Origin of the sequence: Paenibacillus sp. 79R4 (assembly GCF_013393165.1) — a bacterium.
Classification (GTDB): domain Bacteria; phylum Bacillota; class Bacilli; order Paenibacillales; family Paenibacillaceae; genus Fontibacillus.
In genome coordinates this window covers 22,127-39,642 of the sequence record NZ_QJOT01000013.1, presented here as the reverse complement: position 1 = coordinate 39,642, position 17,516 = coordinate 22,127, and the positions used below count along the sequence as shown (strand labels likewise).

The window sequence follows — 17,516 nt, the reverse complement described above, 5'->3', positions numbered from 1 at the left end:
TCCTAATCTGTATTTATGACCCTGCCGGAGAAGTAGAAGCATTATTGCCTGTTTGAACTCCGCTATCGACCGTTTGGTTCAGCAGGCTCATTTGCTCCGGATATCCGTATGTGCCATGCTCGCTAATATCCAGTCCCATCATCTCTTCTTCTTCCGTTACTCGAAGCCCCATCAGCAGCTTCATTCCACCGAGCACGAGAAAAGAAAGCACGAGCACAAATACAAATGTGCCGATCACACCAAGCAACTGCACACCCAACTGCCCTAAACCGCCGCCATAGAACAGGCCAGGCGATCCTACCCCGGTCCTCTCCGCAAGCTCGGGCGTAGCAAACAATCCGGTTGAAACGGCGCCCCAAATGCCGGCGATCCCGTGAACAGAGAAAGCGCAGATCGGATCGTCAAAGCCGGCGCGTTCGAACCATCTGGAGGTGAAGAAGGTGACTGTCCCGGCAACCGCACCAATGACGATCGCTGCCCAAGCTTCCACAAAAGCACAAGAGCCGGTAATTGCCACCAACGCAGCTAATACACCATTTAGCATGCTTGGAATATCCGCCTTGCCGAGCACAGCCCAGGAAGCAAGCAGTGCAGCTATAGCACCTGCTGCCGCGGCCAGATTCGTAGTCATTAATACGAAGCCAAAGAATCCGTCCCCCAGGGGCGTTAACGCACTGCCCGGGTTGAAGCCAAACCAGCCGATCCAGAGTATAATCACGCCGAGCACCGTCAACACTTGGTTATGCCCTGAAATGCTGTTGGGCTTGCCATCCTGATTGTACTTACCAAGGCGCGGCTTCAGCAGTATGATCGCCGCCAGGGCCGCTGTCGCACCGGTAAGATGAACCACTGTTGAACCGGCATAATCCTGCATTCCCAATTGTCCCAGCCAGCCGCCGCCCCATACCCAATGGGCCACAATCGGGTAGATGACAACCATGAATATCGTTCCGAAGACCATATATACGCTCAGTTTTGCTCTCTCCGCCATACCTCCGCAGGCAATCGCCAACGATACCGCTGCGAATGCCATTTGGAACAGAAACATCAAGTTCAGCGGGACCCCAATGTCGGAGAAGACGCTAAATGAACCGATATCTCCCTCGCCGCCGAACAGAAAGCCGGTCGTTCCAAGAAAGCCGTTACCGTCTCCAAAGGCAAAGCCAAAGCCAAGAAACCACCAGGTGAGGACAGCGATTCCTAATGTCAGCACCGTCTTGCCCGCTACATGCCCGGCATTTTTCATTCTTAACGATCCAGCCTCCAACAGTGCAAATCCTGCTTGCATGAAAAAGACGAGCATCGCCGCCAAAAATACGAAAACCGAATTTAATCCAACCTGTAAAACCTCACCACTAATCTCCCCCTCTGCAGCATATGCAGAAACCGGGAACGCCAAGACGGCGATGATTCCCGACAGACCATAGATCCATTTTCTTCTCATAAACAACCAGCTCCCTAAATGTCATATTTCCTAACACAAGTATAATGATTAAGCTGATTATATGATCTGAATTATGCATAAAACAATGCCAAATCGGCAAGCTTTCGAATACTTGCAAGAATACTTAACATCAAGTGTTAATTTACATCTACACAACCCTCTTTGGCTACTATCATTTATAAAGCGTAACGTTTGACTGTATAGTTGCATATCGAGTATCATAAATCTATATATAGAGATCACATACTGATATTAATTGGAGAGAGGGTGAATCTATTGGGGATATGAAGTTGTATCGTATTGGAGAACTGGCCAAAGCTGCAAATATTAGCGAAAGAACAATAGATTATTACACCAAACTTGGTCTGATCTGGCCGGAGACGCGCACGCAAAAAAATTACCGCTTGTACAGTTCTGAAACCTTAAACAGACTCGAACGTATTAATCAGATGAAGCAAGAAAAATATACGTTAGAGGAAATTCGCGAAAAGCTCAATCAATGGAGCACGGTTAGCGGTGAGGAACAGGTTAACGAAAAGCTGAGCTCCCTGGAAATACGCATGCAGCAGCTTGAACGGGAAGTTAAAGAGCTTGAGCCGTTGATTTCCAATCTCAAACCGAACCAAGCCCGACGAGCCTTCACGAACCTGATGCCGCAAAGTCTTGCTTGCATTGAAGCGATCCAGATTCTGATGAATCACAACCCTTTTTAATTTAGAACTAACAGAATCCTTTCCTTTAATCGGACACAATCTAATATCTACAAACTTTGGAGGAATGATTAATGTATTCTAACGTCATGCTAATTCCTATTTTACTCGCCTTCGGTCTCTCCTTATGGGCCCAATTCCGGGTAAAGGGTACGTTCAATAAATACTCACAGGTGCCGAATATGTACGGATTAACCGGTCACGATGCGGCAAGACGCATGCTGGATGCTAACGGGCTGTATGATATTCCGATTGAGCCAGTACGCGGAGCGTTGACTGACCACTATGACCCGATTCATAAGGTCGTACGTCTGTCGGAGCCGGTTTACTACGAGAGTTCAATCTCAGCGGTATCGGTTGCCTGCCACGAAGTCGGTCATGCCATTCAGCATAAAGAAGCTTACCCTATGCTCGTGTTGCGCCATCGCATGTTCCCGTTTGTGAACTTCGCATCCGGGGTAGCGCCGTTCCTGCTCTTGGCCGGATTCCTATTCGGAGCCTTTAATCTGATCGGCCTAGGTATCATCTTCTTCTCGGCAGCGGTATTGTTCCAGCTGGTTACCTTGCCAGTCGAATTCAATGCCAGCAGTCGGGCACGCAAGATCATGCTGACACAGGGCTTCGTTACTAACGAAGAAGAGCGCGGAGTCGCTAACGTCCTGAACGCCGCTGCACTGACTTATGTCGCAGCCGCCCTAATCTCTGTGCTTGAATTGCTCCGCTATATTTTGATCTTCACAAGCAATCGTGACTAACGCTGTCCGAGTTGGACCCAGCGGCAATAGCTCCATATAAGCCAAAATGCACCCCCTGATAAAGGAGGTGCATTTTTCATTGATCGTTAAGTTAGTACCTTCCGGGTCATTGACTCGGTGGAGTATCAATTTGAAGCCCAAAGTATTCCAGCAGGAACGCTCTGAATGATTGCGCGACCAGCGGCAGCTTCTCATCTGTCCGATGAATCAAGCCAATCGTCCTCGTCACTTTCGGATGAGAGATGCGTACGCGGCTTGGCTGCAACAAGAAGCTCTGATACAATGCCATTTCCGGCAGCAAGCTTACTCCCATCCCTGCCGCAACGAGACCGCGGATCGTATCTGTCTCTTCTCCCTCGAACGCTACCTTCGGCGTGAAGCCCGCTTCCAGACAAGCATGCCATACAATAGGACGTAGAGAGTAACCGCTCCCAAAAAGAATAAAGTTATCATCCTTCAGCTGATTCAACGTGATGCTCTGTTCCCCGGCCAAAAGATGTCCGGGCGGGAGAATCGCCACCAATTCCTCGGTCAATACAATATTTCCAACCACCTGATCATGATTCTCCGGAAATGGAGAGATGAAGGCCAGGTCAACCTCTCCGGAGACCACATCGCGGATTAATGTAGGATAAGTTCCTTGTCTGAAGCGGAATTTAACATTAGGATACAATTTACGAAATTCCGAGACGATGCTAGGTATGAAATGAATTCCGAGACTGTTCGGAAATCCAAGGCGGATCTCGCCCAGCTCCGGATCAAGCAGCTCATGGACTTCCATGACCGCCCGCTCTAAATCCTTCAGAATCGTCTCTACCCTGCTGCAGAACAATTGTCCTACCGCCGTGAGATGCAGGTTCCTGCCCTTCTGCATGAACAAGTTGACGCCCAGCTCTTGCTCCAGCTGGTGAATCTGTCTGCTTACCGCCGACTGCGCCACATGTAGCTCCTCAGCCGCTTGCGTGACATGCTCTTTTTTCGCCACTTTTACAAAATACTGCAGTTGTCTTAATTCCACAGAATCTGATCGCTCCATTTCACATCTGTTCGATATCCTTTGAAATCAGGACCCTTGGCGTACCGGACTATAGTTCTATGGGATGTGAGAGCAAAATGTTAACGCTTAATCTGTTAACTAAGTCACCTATAGATCAGTACTTCTTTAATTTACCATGTACTTTCTATTGGTTCAATGATTCTTTATGAATCTGCTGAGAATAGCGTATAATACAAAGCCGCCAAGCAAGCCGCCGAAGTGAGCTATCCAGTTAATCTGCGTCACGACAAAGGAATAGACAACCCCGATCATAAGCAAGCTGTACAGCGTCTTGCGGGAGTTCTCATCCATCAGGTTGCGCTGCAGCAGGGCAATGAACAGGAATGCCCCATAAATTCCATAGATAGCCCCGGAAGCTCCTACTGCAACATGATATTGCAGAGAATGTTGAGACTGGTATACAGCCAAGGTAATGATATTACCGATCACTCCACTGAATATATACAGCACGAAGTATTTAATATGCCCCATCAATCGCTCTAGAGGCGGCGCAAAGACAAGAAGAGCGAAGCAGTTCGACACCAAATGCATCACCCCGGCGTGCAGAAACATCGCCGCGAACAGCCTCCACCACTCGCTGGATAATTGGGGGTGCTCCGTAACAGCCCCTAGTCGCAACAAGTTCATGTTATCCGTTGAACCTCCGGTAAACACTTCGATGATAAACATCACGATATTAGCGGCCAGAAGCAAACTCGTAACCGGATAATAACGCAGGTAACTTCTCCAATCTTCATATCGTATAAAGATCATATCGTTTCCTCCTTGTACTCCATCCTTTATTTTTATAAGTTGGACAATCTCTTTTTAAAACGATTATAATTAAAATTAGAAACTTTATCTAATTAATAGGAGGAGAAGACAAATGACTCAAGAACGTACTAACGCTGCTACATTTAAAGGCAATCCCATTACTTTGATTGGACCTGAATTGAAGGTCGGGGATAAGGCTCCCGATTTCCGGTTAAATAAAAACCTGCTTGAAGAAGCCACCCTTGCCGACTATGACGGCAAAATCAAGCTGATCAGTGTCGTACCCTCCCTGGATACAGGCGTATGTGACGCCCAAACAAGGCGGTTCAATCAAGAAGCTGCTGAGCTTGGCGAAGATGTAATCATTCTTACCGTCAGCGCTGATCTCCCGTTTGCACAGGCCCGCTGGTGCGGAGCTGCCGGGGTGGATCGCGTCGTAACCCTGTCTGACTACAAAGAGAATTCCTTCGGGAAAGCATACGGCGTCCTGATTAAGGAATTCGCACTCGACCACCGCGCTGTCTTCGTTCTCGACAAGGACAACACGATTCGTTATATTGAAGTCCTTAACGAAATGGGCGAGCATCCGAACTATGAAGAGCCGATCGCAGCCGTGAAGAAGCTGCTTGCTTAACTTTCAGCCCATACATGTTATGACAAGAAAAGCGAGTAAGGAGGAAAACCTCCCTGCTCGCTTTTTTGTCCTCGTTCCGCTAATTACGCTGTTACTTTATAGGTAGACAGCTTCTTATCCAGTACGGCGAACAAATGAAGGACGTTGCGGTAGTTCGCCCCCAGATCCCCCATCGAACCTCGGGTAGCAGAATAGACGTCGACAGCTGTACGGACAGGACCCGTGGAAACAATCGATACGGTGATATCCATAACCCGTCCGAATTTGGTACGCTTCTCCAACGTAATTTCCCCTACGTTAGGGACCTCATGCAGGACTTTATATCCGGGAATTTTCTTCAGAGTTGAGCTTATTTCCTCCCAGGCTTTTTCCCTGGATAATTGATAATATCTCGTCTTTAATTCAGGTGTCTTCGCACGATCACTTGTACCTTCGTAGCTGCGAAAAATCCCAACTAATGTTCTTTTTAGCGACAACCTGCTCTTCCTCCTTCATCATAACGGCAAGAAATAGTAAGTATAATTTATATTATAGTGTAACATTGATTGAAGAACAAACAAAGTCAAATCCGGGAAGAAGACAAATAAAAAAGGCACCTCGAGGACTCTTTTTCACAAAAAATCCTTCAAAGTGCCGCATGCAAATATGCAAGACCCGCCTATGCCGTCCGATTATCGTGCCTCGAACCTGCTCTTAGCAGGTGGGTGACCGCAACGACGCTTTTGAAGTCCCCTAATCCGCTGGATAGGGCCTTTCAGCTGCGGCGTAATGTGAGTCTCCCGAGACTTTGTCATTGGTTCAAAACAACAATTAACCGAAACGTACATCGCAGGACGTATTCCTATTATAAAACTTCTTAATTCAATTGTAAACTTGGTGTTGTTAGCAAATCGATTGACCCGCTTGTCCGAGGTAAAAAATCAGTTCTTCTCTTTGTCCTCTCCTTCAGTCAATTCAGCAGCCATCGATTCCGCATCTTCACCCGTTTCGCCATCGGCTTGCGTGCCTTCCTCCTCCACCTGACGGAGTCTCTCCACCTTCTCCTGCACTTTTGTATAGGCGATATTAAAGTTGAAGTAGGCCATCCAAGCGATCAGCGTGGCAAAGCCAAAAGGAATCAACCAGGTGAACTTCAGGGTAATGAGCCCAATCACCACTGCAGTGAGGAACGTGGACAGGGTGCGGAAAGGTCTGAGAACCGTGAGCAAAATAGCATTCTTAATTAACATTTTAACTTTCATATGAAAATGAGCTACTAAGGAGAAGAAATTAAATAAGGACAACAAGATGAAAAATAGTAATACAAGCATCACGATGCCGAGGATCTGCATGTTCTTAAATTGCTTCATGTACACTTCGTAATCGACATACATGATAACGATCAGAAGCGTGTAGAAGATGCCTCCCAGCATACTTTGCTTGTAATTATCCTTGTAACTTCTGAAAAACAGCTTGGTAATGCCAAGATCGGTCTCACCCATCACCCATTTCCGTGTCACCGAGAATAAAGCCGCGGTCGCGGGAAAGAGTGTAAACGGTGCCAAAACCGCCATAGGCATGTAAATTTCAAAGGGGATAGGCATGTTGGTCGAAGCAACATAGTTAAGCCCTAGAACTAGGAGCAATAGAATCGGCGAAGAGCATAATACCCAATATAAATTGCTGCCTGCAATTCGCATAATCCATTCTGTTATTTTGTATAATCCACCCATTAAGCCTTTGGTTTCCAAAAAATCTCCCTCCATCAGTAACAGAATCTGTCTATATTTATAACTATACATGATTCATGGCCGACTATCCAGCGCCTATTTTGCGTGCACCTGGGTAAGAGTCTAGACTAGTTCATCCACCCAGCATAAGATATACCGTAACTTCAAAACTTAGGCGAGAACATCTTCTAATAAAAAAGGAGGTTATCAAATGTCTGGTGTTGTTGGTGGATTCGGAAGTTGTGGAAGTTGTGGTAGTTGCGGTGGTGGATGGACATCTACAGGCACAATCTTGGTATTGTTCATTCTGCTCGTGATTGTAAGCCGGACCTTTTTGTATTAATCATAACAGCAAAAGAAGACGAAGCTTGCCTTCGTCTTCTTTGCTATTCCAAACGATTTTCGTTAACTAAAACGCAAATTACTTGTCGGAGAAGCTGCCGCCATTTTTAGGTCTGCGTTCGCCGTTATTGTAACCGGAACGCGGCTTGCGATCGGATGAACCGCCGCGATACGAATCGCGTCCGCCTTCCTTGTTGTAACCCCCTTTGTAGCCGCTGCCGCTGCCACTGCGGTTACCGCCCTCACGATTGTCGCGGCGATAGCCACCGCCACGATTACCATATCCGGACGGCTTACGTCCGCTGGAACGGATGTCCGGGTTACGACGCTTCACACGGATTGGCTCTTCCGGAGTCAACTCGATGGACGTCTTATCGTTCTTCTCGCCGGTAATCAACTTGAATGCCGCAGCAAGCAAATTGACAGAATCAAATTGCTCCAGCAATTGGATGGCAATGCCTTTGTATTCTCTAAGCTCGCCTTCTTCAACGATTTCAAGGATTCGCTCAGCGGCAATCCGTTGCTTGCCTTCAATCGCTTCAGCCAGCGTAGGCAATGGTTTGCGGGTAATCTTATGGCGGGTAATCCGCTCGATGAAATGCAGATGATCGATTTCCCGTGGAGTTACGAAGGACCAAGCAGTCCCTTCTTTACCCGCACGGCCAGTCCGGCCAATACGGTGCACATAGCTTTCCGGATCCTGCGGCAAGTCAAAGTTAACAACATGCGTTACGCCGGATACGTCCAGACCACGAGCCGCCACGTCGGTAGCCACGAGCACGTCGATGCTTCCGTCGCGGAATTTACGCATAACATTGTCACGTTGATTCTGCGACAAGTCGCCATGCAGGCCGTCTGCAGAGTAACCCCGTTTTTGCAACGCTTCAGACAACTCGTCAACACGACGTTTCGTACGTCCGAATACGATCGCAAGCTCAGGGGATTCCATATCAAGTAAACGGGAAAGGGCATCAAACTTCTGACGTTCATTAACCTCAATATAGGCTTGATCAATAAGCGGGGCGCTTACCTGTTTAGGAATAACAGATACATGCTCAGGATTTTTCAAAAATTGCTGCGCCAGTTTTTGGATATTTGAAGGCATAGTCGCGGAAAATAACATCGTCTGACGTTCTTCGGGGACAAGCTTCAGGATCGATTGGATATCCTCCATGAAGCCCATATCCAGCATTTCATCGGCCTCATCCAGTACAACCGTCTGTACATCGTCAAGCTTAATCGTCTTGCGATTGATATGGTCCAGCAAACGTCCTGGAGTACCGATAATGATCTGCGGCTTCTTCTTCAACGCGCGGATCTGACGAACGATATCCTGTCCGCCATAAATCGCCAAGGAACGAGTTCCCTTGAAGCGGGCCAGCTTGCCAATTTCCTCTGCAACCTGGATAGCTAATTCACGGGTAGGCGTCATAATGAGAGCTACGATATGCTCTTCATCTTTCGAGATTTTATTGATCAGCGGCAAACCAAAAGCTGCAGTCTTTCCTGTCCCTGTTTGCGCTTGTCCAATCATGTCTCTGCCGGTCATCGCAATCGGGATCGATTTAACTTGAATCGGGGTCGCTTCCTCAAATCCAAGCTCCGTTATAGCTTGTAATACTTTAGGCTCTAGGCCAAATTCTGAAAATGTGTTCAAATTGTCCTCAAACTCCTTCTATATAGTGGACATTCCACCTTCTTAACTGTATTCTTAAGTAGCGTTTAATCTGTTTATAGACTGTCCAGTCAGCCCGAAAAATTTACATAAGCTCTGGATCTAAATAAGCATCTGACGACAAATCAACCTGAATTCTACTGGCCATTTCACCAAAATATATGGACCATCAAAGTGGAAAGAGATCCCTACTCAAGAATATCTCAAATATTATAGCATAAATCATTTCAAAAATACCAGTAGAATGCAGGTGGGTATACTGCTTATTATTTTAGGAGGTTGTTCAAAAAGCCCAATTGGGATTACGAAGCAAATCGGAAAGCTATTCGATATTGAATCTTGAATTCGGCCGGACCTAAGCAGAGGCCAACGAAATCAGGCTTCCTACGGGAATATCCCAGGTACTCCAAGCACCCGGCTACCCAATGCTCCGCCCCTCGGTCCCAAGCTTCATTTTTCTTGGTGCTGAAAACCGGACTTTTTTGAACTTACAATTTAAGGAGGATTTTTTGTGTTAAAGGAAATCAGGAACTGTGTCATCATCTTGATCGGGGCGGCATTCATTGCCTCAGGCTTCAATTTGTTCCTCGTTCCCCAACATCTTCTGAGCGGAGGGGTATCCGGTCTGGCTATGCTGACAGGGTACTTCACGCCATTTAGCATAAGCACAATGTACCTGGCCTACAATGTCCCGCTGTTGATCCTCGGGCTATTTCTGCTGGGTAGACGGTTTATTGGACTTAGCATCCTGTCCGTTGCCGGAGTTACGCTGATGATGGCGCTTATTCCGGAGAAACCGCTGGCTTCTGATACGCTGCTTTCGGCCGTTTTCGGCGGTGTGCTCGTCGGGTTCGGCAGCGGGATATCCTTCCGGGTTGGCGGGTCCTCCGGAGGCTTCGACATTATCGGCTCGGCCATTACGCGCTACCGAGATTTCCCCATCGGGGCGATCCTTGTCTTCTTGAACGGCCTCGTCATCTTGGCGATGGGTTACCTCAACGGCAACTGGAATTTGGCCCTCGCTTCGATGGTGTCCATTTATTTAACCGGCAAAGTACTAGATATGATTCATGTTAGCCATAATAAAGTTACGCTGTTCATTGTAACCGATAAGACTGAAGAGTTATTGAAGCAGCTTCTGGCTCGTCCGCGGGGAGTTACGAAAATTAAGACCGAAGGGGCCTTCTCCCATAAAGAGAAAGATATGCTGATGACCGTTACGACCATGTACGAGCTTACCGAATTAAAAGAAATTATTAAACAGACCGATCCTTCCGCCTTCGTCAATATTGTGGAAACGACAGGCGTTATGGGCTCCTTCCGCAGACGCTGAACAGACACAGGTCTACGGCTCACGCCGTTCCAATTTTTCAGCAATGTGCTATAATAATGTCAAACGGTTCCTTAGATAATTTTATAAATCTTTTTGCCTTCGCTTTACCTGATTTCACAAGCTCGTGCTTTTCCGATTTCGAATGATTCGTAACCAGAATGATTCTAGGAGGAAAGGGTGATTGAAGTGGAAATGGAAACGGTAAAACTGGCACAAATTGTTAGAAAATGGTTTCCGGATATGCTGCCTTTCTTGGATCAAAAGGAGCTTAACTCCATGATCATCCTCCGCGATGGTCTGACCATTTTGGAACCGGAAGATGCGATGGAAATTATCCAGTACAGCATCTGTGAGCATCAAAATTCGGCATTTCTTCATTAAAATGAATGTAACTGCACCACCAAGCCGTTTCTTTTGCTTGATAGCAGAGGAAACGGTTTTTTGCGCTTTCAACAATCCATAAGAGCTATCATCACTACCTTACTTAGCGCTTGCTGTCATGAAATGGAGTCTTGAGCATGAAGGAAACTTTTACATTAAAGCAAAAATATATGCAGTTCCTGCATATTCTGGTCCCGATTCTGGTTACGCAAATTACGATGTCATTGATGACTTTCTTCGATACGATCATGTCCGGTCACGCCAGTCCAGCCGACCTGGCGGGAACCGCCATCGGCGCAAGCCTCTGGATTCCAGTCCAGACTGGCTTAAGCGGCGTGCTGATGGGGATCACTCCGATCGTATCCCAGCTTATCGGAGGAGGCAAACCGGACAAGGTTGGCTACAATGTCATGCAAGCTCTGTGGCTTGCAGCCGCGGTCGGCATCGTGGTGCTTATTATTGGGGGATTTCTAATTTCTCCTATATTGAATAAAATGGGATTAGAGCCCAAGGTGCATCATGTCGCATTTTATTATCTCGTATCGATATCAACGGGTATTCTGCCCTTATTTGGCTACATAGTCATCCGTTCATTTATCGATGCTTTGGGACAAACCCGTGTGTCCATGGTTATATCCCTGATCTCCCTGCCCTTGAATATCGGTGCTGGATATTTGCTTATCTTTGGACGGCTCGGTTTTCCGCGGTTGGGCGGGATCGGTTCGGGAATAGCCTCGGCCTTTACGTATTGGTGCATCTTTCTGATCGCTCTTTGGATCGCACATAAGGCACAGCCCTTCGCTTCATACCGGGTATTCGGCAAGCTGCATCATATTTCGCTGGAGAAGTGGAAGGAACTGATGAAGCTCGGCGTGCCGATTGGTTTCTCGATGTTCTTCGAGACAGCGGTTTTTGCGGCGGTTACATTATTAATGAGCCGCTTCGACACGCTGACAATCGCCGCCCATCAAGCGGCCAACAACTTTGCTTCTACCCTGTATATGCTTCCGTTGAGCATCTGTCTGGCGCTTACCATTCTGGTCGGCTTCGAGACGGGAGCAGCCCGGCTCAAGGATGCGAAGCAATACGCTGTCATCGGGATCGGCACGGCGATCGGATTATCGCTTATTACCGCTATGCTGCTGATGCTGTTCCGCAACGGTGTCGCAGGGCTGTACTCCAGTGATAAGGCTGTTATTGCCCTGATTACTCATTTTTTGGTCTACGCTGTATTCTTCCAGATCTCCGACGCTATCGCCACGCCTACTCAAGGGGCATTGCGCGGATATAAGGATGTGAATCCGGCCTTCTGGATCAGTCTGCTAGCCTATTGGGTCATCGGTTTGCCGCTTGGAATCGTTCTGGCCCAGTATACAACTCTCGGTCCTTACGGCTACTGGATCGGTCTGATCTCCGGACTGGCTGCCGCAGCTGTGCTTTTGCTTCATCGTCTCTATGTCGTACAGCGAAGAATTGCCCAACAAGTAATGCAAGTTGAACAATCACATTGATCATGAAGGAGTGTTCTCTATGCTGAAACCGGGTGAACAAGCCCCCCTCTTCCGGGCGGACAGCACACAAGGCACCATCGATCTTACAAATCTGCTTGGACAGAAACCGATTGTACTTATTTTTTATCCGATGGACGAGACACCGGGATGTACGAAGCAGCTCTGTGCCGTACGCGATGCCGAGTCGGAATATGCCGAGAGAGGGGCCGCAGTACTAGGGGTAAATTCCGCCTCCAAGGACAGCCATGAGAAATTTGCGGCCAAGCAAGGCTACCGCTTCCCGCTCGTTGTAGATGAAGGCGGATCCATCCGCCGTCTCTATGGAGTGGGCAAATCGCTCGGCTTCCTGACCCAGCAGCGAACCGTATTCGTTATCGATCTGGAAGGCCGGATCGCCTTTGCGGAGAAGGGGCTTCCCTCCACCGAGGCCATCCTCGCCGCCATCGATTCACTTCTCCAAAAGAAACCTGAGTAAATAGGTGCGGTACTTCTATTGCGCAAGTAGCAGCCGATTTTTTTGACACTTGTGGTAAACCAGTTGAAACGATGCGATTGCGGCAGGTCGATTTCCCTTTGCCCGCTCTAACCGGCATCACCCTCTTCGGCAAGGGGCAAATGAAACTGTAATGAGCTATTGGCCCAAAAATTTGGCCCTTTGCTCTAACGAAACTGTGATGCGCTATGGGCTCGAAAACGGGGCCGCTTGCTCTAACGAAACTGTGACATGCTATAGATCGAAAACGGGGCCGCTTGCTCTAACGAAACTGTGATGCGCTATAGAACGAAAATGAGGCTCTTTGCTCTAACGAAACTGTGACACGCTATTAGATCGAAAACGGGGCCGTTTGCTCTAACGAAACTGTGACACGCTATTAGACCGAATATGAGGCTCTTTGCTCTAACGAAACTGTGACACGCTATAGATCGAAAACGGGGCCGCTTGCTCTAACGAAACTGTGACACGCTATAGATCGAAAACGGGGCCGCTTGCTCTAACGAAACTGTGATACGCTATTAGATCGAATATGAGGCCCTTTTTACTCTAACGAAACTCCATATCGTTATTTAGGCGAAACAAGGGTCTAACTCTGCAAATTTAGCTAAATTACGATATCCTGTTTCGTTAGTTTTTTTTATGGTCCATTTTGCTCCGAATAACGATTGTCTGTTTCGTTAGAAGTGGGATAAGCAAAAAAACACGAGATTCCGTATAAGGAACCTCGTGTTTTTTAATTAAGTAGTAGCTCTATGCTCCCTTATTGAGACAAACGGGAAGCCAGTTCGTACATTTTCATATCGAACGGCTTTTTGGTCGCTACCACTTTCTCGATGTCAGTCAGTACCATCTCTCCGCCGATCATACCGCAGGCTTTGTTCGATTCACCAGCAATCAGGCTGCGTACAGCGAAATCACCAAGTCTGCTCGCCAGGTTGCGGTCGAATGGAGTCGGGCATCCGCCACGTTGGATATGTCCAAGCACCGTTGCACGCGGCTCCAAGGATGGCTGGCGCTTCTTGATTGCTTCAACCACTTCTTCGCCTTTGCCCACACCTTCAGCAACGATGACGATACTATGTCTCTTGCCGTTGTCAAAGTTCTGTCGCATCCGGTCTGCTACTTCGTTCAGGTCGAATGGTACTTCAGGAACAAGGATCGTCTCAGCCCCAGAAGCCAGGCCGGAATAAAGAGCAATGTCGCCAGAATGACGACCCATCACTTCAACGACAGAAGCCCGTTCATGGGAAGACATCGTGTCACGCAGTTTGTTGACAGCATCAACGACAATCCCTACCGCAGTATCAAAGCCGATGGTATAGTCGGTGAAAGAAATATCATTATCGATCGTACCTGGCAAGCCCATCGTCTTAATGCCCAGCTTGCTTAGTTTCTCTGCGCCTTGATAGGAGCCGTCGCCGCCGATAACGACCAGGCCGTCGATGCCGCGATCGCGTAAAATTTGCGCACCCTTCTGCTGACCCTCAGGCGTTCTGAATTCCAGACAGCGAGCCGATTGAAGAATCGTGCCACCGCGTTGAATAATATCACCGACGCTGCGAATATCCATGGAGAAAATATCATTATTCAAGAGACCTTGATACCCTCTTTGAACTCCGAATACTTCCAAGCCATAATACAATCCACTGCGTACAACGGCGCGTACAGCCGCGTTCATGCCCTGGGAATCTCCACCACTGGTAAGGACTGCGATTTTTTTAACTGCTGACATGATGATTTCCTCCTAATAATTAATAAAACTTTAAACAACTTTTAAATGCGTAAATTACAGGCGTTTGCGGATCCACTTGCTATTGGCGAAGAAGAACAGCCTCATCAGCGGGCTCCTTTTCATCAAACGCTTAGAAACATCATAGATTTCCTGCTGCTGGCTCACCTTAGGATCTGATAAATAAAGGGCCAGCAATCCTTCGATAATCATTCGGTGAAATGACGATGCAGGAAGCTTCTTAATGTCATGGCGAGCACCTTCCACAATGTAGGCTATCCGCTGCAGCATTATTTCCTTGCTGTCATAGTAACTGCAGAAATTCAGATCCCCGCCAATCTCATCTTCCTCCTGATCAATCAAATAATCAAGCATAATATGTAGACCACAAACATGCGGGAAGTAAGCATCGCGAATCGTCTCGGCGCTGCCTTGATCCAACTCCTTGTTACTCGCTGCCAGAAAAAGCATAAATACCCCTAATGTCGAGCCAGTGGCGGCAGCAAATTCATTCCACTGTAAATGAGGGGTACGTTCCTTGTGTTGATCCCACCACTGGATGAGGGCATCTTCACGAAGACTCGGCTTAATATGCTTGTAAACCTGAAGATCAGTGTACAACCCGACGAGATCCTGAATATAGGGCTTTGCCGCAAGATATCCCGGCAGTAAAGCAATATTGTCCCGGCAAGTCTGGACAAGCTGGTGCAAATACCCTCCATCATCCTTTTCTTCACGCAAAGCATAATAATCTTCAAGCTCAGTCCCCGGATTCACTGCGTCCAGCATGCTTTGATGCAATAAACGAAAATCATCAGCATTCATTGAAGTACTTCGATCACATAAATTATCTAAATAATCGCTGATCGTTTGAAAAGCAACAATCAATGGAATTAAAATATGTCGTTTCGGCAAATTCGCCGCTGCATATACTGCCCCACCCTGACAATGAAATTCCTTTGTCTGAATGCTGGCCAGCGCCTGCTTTCTCAGCTCTGGATCAGGAATCTCCCCTGCGACCTTCCTCCAACCTTCCAATTCCTTGCGCACATCGGGAAGTATAAACTTATACACCCGGCTCATTAGCCTTAGCGGCTCGCGCGGGAACTGGTTACGGTCCTGCTCAAGTTCAATCAATGGCCTGCCTCCACAACGTTGATAGATCTAACACGGTCCATCTGCATACTAAAAACCATTCTAATTATAATATGTTCCATCTTAATGTACAAATAAACTAAATCACATGCTTTAACTTTTAGATAAATTTCGTGCTATACGAAGAAACCAGCATTCACAGACTCGATTTGCCTACTTATGTCGGCCCAATGTCGGCCCAAAAAGCCACTACCCTACGATTACAGCAGCTTAACAGGGAATTTGGGCTACCTCGACGTTGCGTAGTTCACCAGGAGCCTAGACTACTTGCGATGTTGCACAGTTCACCCGAAGCCTAAACTACCTGCGGCGTTACAGCAATTCACCGTGGGCCTTGGACTACCTGCGATGTTGCACAGTTCACCAAGGAGCCTGGACTACCTGCGGCGTTACAGCAATTCACCGTGGGCCTTGGACTACCTGCGATCTTACACTGCTCACCGGAATCTTGCCGCGGTTCGGACTTTTGCTTTTATTCTAACGAAACTACAGATCGTTATTTCCACAAAAACACCAACAAAAATATTTTAACGAAACACCATAGCGTTATTTCAACAATATTCTGACTTTCAGCCTTCAATTGCCTCCAATAGCGTTACCCTGTTTCGTTAGATTTAGGAACGACCCTTTTGACCACGAATAACGATACCCTGTTTCGTTAGAGCAAAAAAAATCGGAGGAACCTGACTAGGATAGTCAAGCTCCTCCGCAAATAAACGGAGTTATAACAAAATAACAACTACATTGGAAAAGTTGGAAAAGATACTCCGACCGGAATCGGCCGCTTGTTGCTACATGGCCTCGGCATGTCTGAAGCCCGCATCCAAATCAATCCCCTTGCTTGGCAGATAATGAATGCTGCGGATATACCGGATCGTGCGGCTTTGTGCCCGCATAATGACCGAATGGGTCTCGGCCCGGTCATTGCCGATAAATCGTACCCCGGTCAGAAATTCACCGGTACTTACGCCGGTTGCTGCGAAGATCACATCGCCGGTACCGACCATATCCTCCATGTGCAGGACCCGCAGCGGATCGTCCAGCCCCATCATATGACAACGCTGCAGCTCGAACGGCCCCTGAGGCAGGAGTCGGCCCTGCATCCCCCCGCCAAGACATTTGAGAGCGGCTGCGGCCAGCACCCCTTCGGGCGCTCCACCGGAGCCCATGTATAGATCCACTTCATTGTCAGGCAATGCAGTAGCTATCGCTCCCGCTATATCGCCATGATCGAGCAGCTTCACACGCACGCCAGCCTGACGCAGACTGTTGATCAAGCCTTGATGACGTTCCCGGTCAAGCACCATAATCTTAAGCTCGGATATCGCCTTGCCCGTAATCTGACTGGCTTTCTGTAAAGTAACATCTACCGGATCTTCAAGGCTAAGCTTGCCGGCCAACTGCGGACCACAAGCCAGCTTCTCCATATAAATGTCAGGCGCGTGCAAAAGGCTCCCTCTATCCGCAATTGCGATAACAGATTGCGCATTCTCCAGACCGCGGGCAACTACCTCGGTCCCCTCCAACGGATCTACCGCTACATCTACGGAAGGTCCTTGCTTGTTCCCGACCTTCTCGCCGATATAGAGCATCGGTGCATCATCCATCTCCCCTTCACCGATGACCACCGTCCCGTCAATCGATACGGAATCGAACATGGAACGAATAGCTGTGGTAGCAGCTTGGTCAGCAGCATTCTTATCACCTCTGCCAATGAAGCACGCGGAGGATAAAGCCCCCATTTCAGTTACACGTACGATCTCCAAAGCTAATTCCCGTTCCATTTGATTTCCCCCCAGTTAATAACGATTAGCTCAATATAAACCCTTTGA

Annotated in this window: 17 protein-coding genes and 1 other RNA gene; 8 read left to right on the top strand and 10 right to left on the bottom strand. The window is 47.8% G+C overall.

Annotated elements, in window-relative coordinates; genetic code table 11:
* Positions 1 to 13: 13 nt before the first annotated feature.
* Positions 14 to 1,444 (bottom strand): ammonium transporter, encoded by a 1,431-nt coding sequence (locus DMN77_RS17715; protein WP_068780413.1) that lies wholly within the window; start codon positions 1,442 to 1,444, stop codon positions 14 to 16.
* A 284-nt stretch (positions 1,445 to 1,728) separates the two neighbouring features.
* On the opposite strand from DMN77_RS17715, the gene DMN77_RS17710 reads away from it, so the two are divergent.
* Both DMN77_RS17710 and DMN77_RS17705 read left to right on the top strand, forming a co-directional pair.
* A complete protein-coding gene (locus tag DMN77_RS17710; protein ID WP_068780412.1) occupies positions 1,729 to 2,157 on the top strand; it encodes a MerR family transcriptional regulator in 429 nt (142 codons plus the stop codon).
* Positions 2,158 to 2,228: 71 nt separating this feature from the next.
* A complete protein-coding gene (locus DMN77_RS17705; protein WP_068780411.1) occupies positions 2,229 to 2,909 on the top strand; it encodes a zinc metallopeptidase in 681 nt (226 codons plus the stop codon).
* Positions 2,910 to 3,015: 106 nt separating this feature from the next.
* Here DMN77_RS17705 and gltC read toward each other — a convergent pair whose 3' ends face one another.
* Positions 3,016 to 3,927 (bottom strand): glutamate biosynthesis transcriptional regulator GltC, encoded by a 912-nt coding sequence (gene gltC / locus DMN77_RS17700; RefSeq protein ID WP_068780410.1) that lies wholly within the window; start codon positions 3,925 to 3,927, stop codon positions 3,016 to 3,018.
* A 171-nt stretch (positions 3,928 to 4,098) separates the two neighbouring features.
* Positions 4,099 to 4,719: a rhomboid family intramembrane serine protease gene (locus DMN77_RS17695; protein WP_068780409.1), complete on the bottom strand. Its 621-nt coding sequence runs from the start codon at positions 4,717 to 4,719 to the stop codon at positions 4,099 to 4,101.
* Positions 4,720 to 4,831: 112 nt separating this feature from the next.
* On the opposite strand from DMN77_RS17695, the gene tpx reads away from it, so the two are divergent.
* Positions 4,832 to 5,353 (top strand): thiol peroxidase, encoded by a 522-nt coding sequence (tpx, locus tag DMN77_RS17690; protein ID WP_179015853.1) that lies wholly within the window; start codon positions 4,832 to 4,834, stop codon positions 5,351 to 5,353.
* Between the two features lie 83 nt (positions 5,354 to 5,436).
* Here tpx and DMN77_RS17685 read toward each other — a convergent pair whose 3' ends face one another.
* The 3 genes from DMN77_RS17685 to DMN77_RS17675 form a co-directional block, all read right to left on the bottom strand.
* On the bottom strand, positions 5,437 to 5,829 hold the full coding sequence (locus DMN77_RS17685) for a DUF1499 domain-containing protein (protein ID WP_068780407.1): 393 nt from the start codon (positions 5,827 to 5,829) through the stop codon (positions 5,437 to 5,439).
* 171 nt (positions 5,830 to 6,000) lie between these two features.
* Positions 6,001 to 6,191: non-coding RNA, 6S RNA (gene ssrS / locus DMN77_RS17680), on the bottom strand.
* Between the two features lie 82 nt (positions 6,192 to 6,273).
* A complete protein-coding gene (locus DMN77_RS17675) occupies positions 6,274 to 7,083 on the bottom strand; it encodes a YesL family protein (RefSeq protein WP_179015852.1) in 810 nt (269 codons plus the stop codon).
* 190 nt (positions 7,084 to 7,273) lie between these two features.
* Here DMN77_RS17675 and DMN77_RS24010 point away from each other — a divergent pair, with 190 nt between their 5' ends.
* Positions 7,274 to 7,405 carry a YjcZ family sporulation protein gene (locus tag DMN77_RS24010; RefSeq protein WP_229521000.1) on the top strand — a complete coding sequence of 44 codons (132 nt, stop codon included), beginning with the start codon at positions 7,274 to 7,276 and terminating at the stop codon, positions 7,403 to 7,405.
* A 78-nt stretch (positions 7,406 to 7,483) separates the two neighbouring features.
* Here DMN77_RS24010 and cshA read toward each other — a convergent pair whose 3' ends face one another.
* On the bottom strand, positions 7,484 to 9,061 hold the full coding sequence (gene cshA, locus DMN77_RS17670) for a degradosome RNA helicase CshA (RefSeq protein ID WP_068780405.1): 1,578 nt from the start codon (positions 9,059 to 9,061) through the stop codon (positions 7,484 to 7,486).
* 529 nt (positions 9,062 to 9,590) lie between these two features.
* Between cshA and DMN77_RS17665 the strand changes: the two genes are divergently transcribed.
* The 4 genes from DMN77_RS17665 (at position 9,591) to DMN77_RS17650 (ending at position 12,779) form a co-directional block, all read left to right on the top strand.
* Positions 9,591 to 10,412, top strand: a complete 822-nt coding sequence (locus DMN77_RS17665) for a YitT family protein (RefSeq protein WP_068780404.1) — start codon at positions 9,591 to 9,593, stop codon at positions 10,410 to 10,412.
* Positions 10,413 to 10,598: 186 nt separating this feature from the next.
* A complete protein-coding gene (locus DMN77_RS17660; protein WP_068780509.1) occupies positions 10,599 to 10,793 on the top strand; it encodes a hypothetical protein in 195 nt (64 codons plus the stop codon).
* Positions 10,794 to 10,930: 137 nt separating this feature from the next.
* Positions 10,931 to 12,304 carry an MATE family efflux transporter gene (locus DMN77_RS17655; protein WP_068780403.1) on the top strand — a complete coding sequence of 458 codons (1,374 nt, stop codon included), beginning with the start codon at positions 10,931 to 10,933 and terminating at the stop codon, positions 12,302 to 12,304.
* Positions 12,305 to 12,323: 19 nt separating this feature from the next.
* Positions 12,324 to 12,779 carry a peroxiredoxin gene (locus tag DMN77_RS17650; protein WP_179015851.1) on the top strand — a complete coding sequence of 152 codons (456 nt, stop codon included), beginning with the start codon at positions 12,324 to 12,326 and terminating at the stop codon, positions 12,777 to 12,779.
* 781 nt (positions 12,780 to 13,560) lie between these two features.
* Here DMN77_RS17650 and pfkA read toward each other — a convergent pair.
* The 3 genes from pfkA to glpX form a co-directional block, all read right to left on the bottom strand.
* On the bottom strand, positions 13,561 to 14,532 hold the full coding sequence (gene pfkA / locus DMN77_RS17645) for a 6-phosphofructokinase (RefSeq protein ID WP_068780401.1): 972 nt from the start codon (positions 14,530 to 14,532) through the stop codon (positions 13,561 to 13,563).
* Positions 14,533 to 14,586: 54 nt separating this feature from the next.
* Positions 14,587 to 15,666, bottom strand: a complete 1,080-nt coding sequence (locus DMN77_RS17640) for a tetraprenyl-beta-curcumene synthase family protein (protein WP_179015850.1) — start codon at positions 15,664 to 15,666, stop codon at positions 14,587 to 14,589.
* 809 nt (positions 15,667 to 16,475) lie between these two features.
* On the bottom strand, positions 16,476 to 17,468 hold the full coding sequence (gene glpX, locus DMN77_RS17635; RefSeq protein ID WP_179015849.1) for a class II fructose-bisphosphatase: 993 nt from the start codon (positions 17,466 to 17,468) through the stop codon (positions 16,476 to 16,478).
* Between the last annotated feature and the right edge of the window lie 48 nt (positions 17,469 to 17,516).